The organism is Xanthobacter sp. BG11Y11_SDJG, from assembly GCF_057364445.1.
The window spans coordinates 1-5,694 of sequence record NZ_JBNFNU010000281.1; the positions used below are offsets into that span (position 1 = coordinate 1).

Sequence of the window (5,694 nt, forward strand, 5' to 3'; positions counted from 1 at the left end):
CACGGCTTCGTCAACCATCTCGAGGCGACGCCGAGGTGGTGCTGGCGCGGCTCGCGAAGCGCGCGCCGAACCTGGCCGTGCGCGTGGACGCCATCGGCATCGCCAGCCTGTTCAACGACACCGCCGGCGCGACGCTCGCCGCCGCCTTCCCCGAAGCCGCGCCGAGGATGTGCGCCTGCGCTTCAGCGCCCAGAGCACGGACATGGCGGCGCTCGGCCTGCTGCTCGACGAGGTGGAGGCGCTCTACTGCGCCGGGCCCGCGGGGCGGGGGGCGGGGCGTGCGGCGCCATTTTTGACGCCGCGGCTTTGCCAGCGCCCTCCTGCCTTCGTGGAGCGCGACCTCGTTTTTCGCCCGCCATGTCGCTGCTGGGTGCGGAGGGGGCGCCATGAACCCGCAGGTGCTCCGCGATCCGGCAGCGGCGCCGGCCCGCGCCGAGGTCGGCGTGCCGCTGCGCCTCGTTGCCCATGCGCGGGCGGGCGACAAGGGCAACCGGCTGAACCTCGCGCTCGTCTGCCGCACGCCCGAGGCCTTCCCGCTGATCGCCGCGCAGGTGACGGCCGAGCGGGTCGCCGCGCTGTTCGCCGCCCGCCGGCCGAGCCGGGTGGTGCGCTACGACCTGCCCAACCTCTGCGCCTTCAACTTCGTGCTCGACGACGTGCTGGACGGCGGGGTGAACGCCTCGCTCGGCCTCGACGGGCACGGCAAGTCGCTCTCCTTCCTGCTTCTCGCCCTCGAGGTCCGCGTGCCGGCGGACCTCGCGCAGGCGCTCGCCCCTCCGGCCGCGGCCACGGCCGCGCCGGCAACACCAAGAACCCTGACATTCCGGGAGAACCGCCCATGAAAACCGCCATGAGCACGCCGACCCCCATGACGACCACGCCGCCGCGCCGCCGGATGCTCGCGACCCTTGCCGCGACCCTTGCCGCGCTCGCGGCCGCGCCGCTCCTCGCTGTCGCCACGCCCGCTTCGGCGCAGGAGGCCTATCCGAGCCGGCCGATCCGTTTCGTCGTGCCGTTCTCGGCCGGCAGCGCCACCGACACGCTGGCCCGCGTGCTGGGCGAGAAGGTGTCGTCCATCCTCGGCCAGCCGGTGGTGGTGGAAAACCTGCCCGGCGCCACCGGCCAGATCGCCGCCAGCAACGTCGCCCGCGCCGCGCCGGACGGCTACAGCGTGCTGATCACCTCCAACTCCACCCACGCCTCCAACCAGGCGCTCTACAAGAAGCTGTCCTACGACCACATCAGGGACTTCGAGCCGGTCACCACGCTCGGCACCATCACTTTGGCGCTGGTGGTGAACCCTTCGGTGCCGGCCGCGACGACGAAGGAGTTCATCGCCTATGCCAAGGCGAACCCCGGCAAGCTCTCGTTCGGCGCCGGCTCCACGTCCTCGCGCCTCGCGGTGGAGATGCTCAAGACCGGGGCGGGCGTGGACATCCTCTACGTGCCCTACAAGAGCAACCCGCAGGCGGTGAGCGACCTGCTCGGCGGGCAGATCCAGGTGATGTTCGCCGACATCTCCACCACCCTGCCGCAGGCGCGCGCCGGCAAGCTGAAGGCGCTCGGCGTGTCGAGCGCGGAGCGCTCCAAGCTCGCGCCCGAACTGCCCACCATGCGCGAGGCGGGCATCGCCGGCTACGAGCTGATCGCCTGGTTCGCCGCCTTCGTGCCGGCCAAGACCCCGGCGCCCATCGTCGCGACGCTCAACAAGGCCATGGTGCAGGCCATGGGCGACCAGAGCGTGCAGACCGCGCTGCTGAATGCCGGCATCGAGCCCAATTCCTCGACGCCGGAGGCGCTCGCCAAGCTGGTGGCGTCCGAGACCAAGAAGTGGGCCGAAATCACCAAGGCCGCCGGCATCGAGCCGGAATGATCTCTTCCCTTACGGCAATTCGGTAGATTAAAACCATCCGGTGCAGGCCTGCCCGCCTGCACCGGATGGTTCGCTTTTCGGAGCACGAACACATAGACTTTAGTCGCGGGAAAGGAAAAAGCTGCTGGCCTTTGTCCGGCAAGCGGGTAGCTTCTCGCCAACCACATCAGCAGGAAGGGACGCCAATGAAAAAGCTCGTAATGGCGACGCTCGCCGGGGCCCTCGCACTCGCGCCCGTCGCCGCCAATGCGGAATTCGTGAACGTCCTCACGGGCGGAACCTCGGGCGTGTACTATCCGCTCGGCGTCGCCATCTCCAAGGTGATCGGCGAGAAGGTGCCGGGCGCGCGCCCTCGGTGCAGGCCACCAAGGCGTCGGTCGAGAACCTCAATCTGATCCAGCAGGGCAAGGGCGAGGTCGCCTTCACCCTCGCCGACAGTCTCGCGGACGGCGCGGCGGGCAAGGAAGAGGCCGGCTTCAAGACGCCCCTCACCAAGGTGCGGGCGCTCGGCGGCATCTATCCCAACTACATCCAGATCGTCGCCTCGAAGGATTCCGGCATCAAGACCATCGCCGACCTCAAGGGCAAGCGCCTGTCGGTGGGCGCGCCGCGCTCGGGCACCGAGCTGAATGCCCGCGCCATCCTGAACGCCGCCGGCATCAAGTATGAGGACCTGGGCAAGATCGAGTATCTGCCGTTCGCCGAGTCGGTCGAGCTGATGAAGAACCGCCAGCTCGACGCCACACTGCAGTCCGCCGGCCTCGGCGTCGCCTCCATCAAGGACCTGGCGAACTCGGTGCCGATCGTGGTGGTGGAGGTGCCCGGCGCCGTGATCGACAAGATCGGCGCGCCCTATCTGAAGGCCACCATCCCCGCCAACACCTATGGCGGCCAGGAGGCCGAAGTGGCCACCGCCGCGGTGCCGAACTTCCTCGTCACCCGCGCCGACCTCAAGGACGACGAGGTCTATGCCATCACCAAGGCGATCTACGAGAACCTGCCGGAACTGGCGGCGGCCCACGCGGCGGCCAAGAGCATCAAGGTGGAGAACGCCATGAAGGGCTCGCCCGTGCCGTTCCATCCCGGCGCCGCGAAGTACTTCAAGGAAAAGGGCGTGACGCCCTGAGGCTGACGCAGGCTTGCGTCCGGCATGGTGCGCCGCCGGTTTTGCCGGCGGCGCACGCATTTTAAGTCAGATTCCCCGCGATCGCCATTGACGGGCGCCGGCGGGAGCCCTTGAATTTGAACGGTGTTTCCACGGCCGGGCGGCATCCCTCCGCCGCCGGATGCGGACCCCCCAAGACCCGAGACGTCCCCATGTCCCAGAGCATCGCCAGCGCCGAACCCGGTCACGTCGATCACGGCGCGGAAGTGATCGTCGAGCCCGGCCTCGGCCATCTGGAATGGGGCCCCGGTTCCTGGGGGCGCGCGGTCTTCTGGATCGCCGTGATCTTCTCAACCTTCCAGGTCATCACCGCCGCCTGGAGCCCGCTGGCGAGCCAGATCGTGCGCTCGGTGCATGTGGGCTTCCTGCTGCTGGTGATGTTCGCCATCGCCGGCAACCACAAGCAGGGACCCATGCGCCTCGTCCTGTGGGCGGTGGGCATCCTCTCCTTCGTGGTGGGCCTCTATCACTGGGTATTCTATTCCGACCTGATCGCGCGGGCGGGCGATCCCAGCACCCTCGACATCGTCGTCGGCACGCTGGCGGTGATCCTCGTGTTCGAGGGCGCCCGGCGGCTGATGGGGCTCTCGCTGCCGATCCTGTGCGCGGTGTTCCTGGCCTACGGCCTGTTCGGCCAGTATCTGCCGCCGCCGCTCGACCATCGGGCCTTCGACTATGCCCAGGTGGTGGACCAGATGTTCCTCGGCACCGAGGGCATCTACGGCACGCCCACTTATGTGTCGTCCTCCTACATCTTCCTGTTCATCCTGTTCGGCGCCTTCCTGGAGCGCGCCGGGATGATCCAGCTCTTCACCGACTTCGCCATGGGCACGGTGGGCCATGCCAAAGGCGGCCCGGCCAAGGTGTCGGTGATCTCCTCGGCGCTCATGGGCACCATCAACGGCTCGGGCGTCGCCAACGTGGTCACGACCGGCCAGTTCACCATCCCGCTGATGAAGAAGTTCGGCTACAAGCCGGCCTTTGCCGGCGCGGTGGAGGCCACGGCCTCCATGGGCGGGCAGATCATGCCGCCGGTGATGGGCGCGGTCGCCTTCATCATGGCCGAGACCATCGACGTTCCCTATTCCACCATCGCCACCGCCGCCATCATCCCGGCGCTGCTCTATTTCTTCACCGTGTTCGCCATGGTGCACCTGGAGGCGGGGCGCCACGGACTGCTTGGCCTACCCAAGGACCAGTGCCCGAACGCGCTGAAGGCGCTCACCGACCGCTGGTATCTGCTGCTGCCGCTGGCCGTGCTGGTGTGGCTGCTGTTCTCCGGCTACACGCCGCTGTTCGCGGGCACCGTCGGCCTCGCCCTCACCGCCCTCATCGTGCTCGGCAGCCCGGTGGCGCAGGCCATCGGACCCTACGGCCTGAAAGTGGTGTTCTGGGTGGTGCTCGGCATCGCCGCGGCGAGCTTCCTGGAATACGGCATCAACGGCATCGCCTGGGCGGTGTTCGCCCTCGTCGTGCTGCTGTTCTTCGTGAAGGGCGGGCGCGAGACCCTGCGCATCAGCATCGAGAGCATGGCGGACGGCGCTCGCAACGCGCTGCCGGTGGGCATCGCCTGCGCCCTGGTGGGCACCATGGTGGGCGTGTTCACGCTGACCGGCGTCGCCAGCGCCTTCGCCTCCTTCGTGGTGGCGGTGGGGCAGAACTCGCTGTTCATCTCCCTGCTGCTCACCATGGTGGCGTGCCTGATCCTCGGCATGGGCCTGCCCACCATCCCGAACTACATCATCACCGCCTCCATCGCCGGGCCGGCGCTGCTGGAACTCGGCGTGCCGCTCATCGTCTCGCACATGTTCGTGTTCTACTTCGGCATCATGGCGGACCTGACGCCGCCGGTGGCGCTCGCGGCCTTCGCCGCCGCGCCCATCGCCAAGGAGAGCGGCATGAAGATCGCCGTGCAGGCGACGCGGGTGGCGCTCGCCGGCTATGTGGTGCCCTTCATGGCGGTCTACGCGCCGGCGCTCATGCTCCAGGACGGCGACCCCATGGCGGCGTCGATCGGCTTCTGGCCGGCGGTGGCCTATGCGGTCATCAAGGCCCTCGTCGCCATCATTCTCTGGGCGGCCACCGCCACCGGCTATCTGCTCGGCCGGCTCAACCCGGTCGAGCGCGTCGCGGCCTTCCTGGCGGCGGCGCTCCTGATCATGGCGCTGCCGCTCACCGACGAACTGGGCTTCGCCGCCGCCTTCGCCTTCTTCCTGTGGCACCTGCTTCGGGTGCGCGCCGCCGCCCGCGCGGCCGCGGCCTGAGCGGACGGTGGGCGCGCTCGCCTGCCTGATCGCCGGCGGGCAGATGGTGCGCCTGGGTGCCGCCTTCACGCTCGCCTGGACCCATTCGGTGCAGAAGAGCGACTGGCAGGAGGACTGGCGCGCCACCCCGGACGGCTTGGTGGTGGTGGAGATGCGGATCGAGGGCTCCGGCGCCGGCATGGAGCCGCCCGAGGGCGCCGTGCTGGACGGCGGGCGGTACGTCGCCCGGCCGCAGGCTGCGCCCCTGAAAGAGGTGATGCTGCGCCGCTCCGGCGCCACCGCCGACTGGCGCATCTGCATCGACGGGCGCTGCCGCGCCATGGGCGACTTGATCCCGCCGGAGGCCGACCCTGTCACGCTGGCTTTTGTGCCCGGACGCGCCGGGCTGAGCG

At 69.2% G+C, this 5,694-nt stretch carries 5 protein-coding genes and 1 pseudogene; all 6 read left to right on the forward strand.

Annotated features, from left to right (window positions below; all coding sequences use genetic code 11):
• Positions 1 to 296: hypothetical protein (locus tag AC2W7M_RS18600; RefSeq protein ID WP_486133950.1), on the forward strand; the 296-nt coding region annotated here is incomplete at its 5' end.
• A 90-nt stretch (positions 297 to 386) separates the two neighbouring features.
• Positions 387 to 842: an AtuA-related protein gene (locus AC2W7M_RS18605; RefSeq protein WP_486133952.1), complete on the forward strand. Its 456-nt coding sequence runs from the start codon at positions 387 to 389 to the stop codon at positions 840 to 842.
• Positions 839 to 1,873: a Bug family tripartite tricarboxylate transporter substrate binding protein gene (locus tag AC2W7M_RS18610; protein WP_486133954.1), complete on the forward strand. Its 1,035-nt coding sequence runs from the start codon at positions 839 to 841 to the stop codon at positions 1,871 to 1,873. The genes AC2W7M_RS18605 and AC2W7M_RS18610 overlap by 4 nt, the downstream gene beginning before the upstream one ends.
• 185 nt (positions 1,874 to 2,058) lie before the next feature.
• A pseudogene (locus AC2W7M_RS18615) lies at positions 2,059 to 2,999 on the forward strand (TAXI family TRAP transporter solute-binding subunit).
• 191 nt (positions 3,000 to 3,190) lie between these two features.
• Positions 3,191 to 5,302 (forward strand): TRAP transporter permease, encoded by a 2,112-nt coding sequence (locus tag AC2W7M_RS18620; RefSeq protein WP_486133955.1) that lies wholly within the window; start codon positions 3,191 to 3,193, stop codon positions 5,300 to 5,302.
• Positions 5,303 to 5,309: 7 nt separating this feature from the next.
• A partial coding sequence (locus AC2W7M_RS18625; RefSeq protein ID WP_486133957.1) for a DUF1850 domain-containing protein occupies positions 5,310 to 5,694 on the forward strand: 385 nt, incomplete at its 3' end.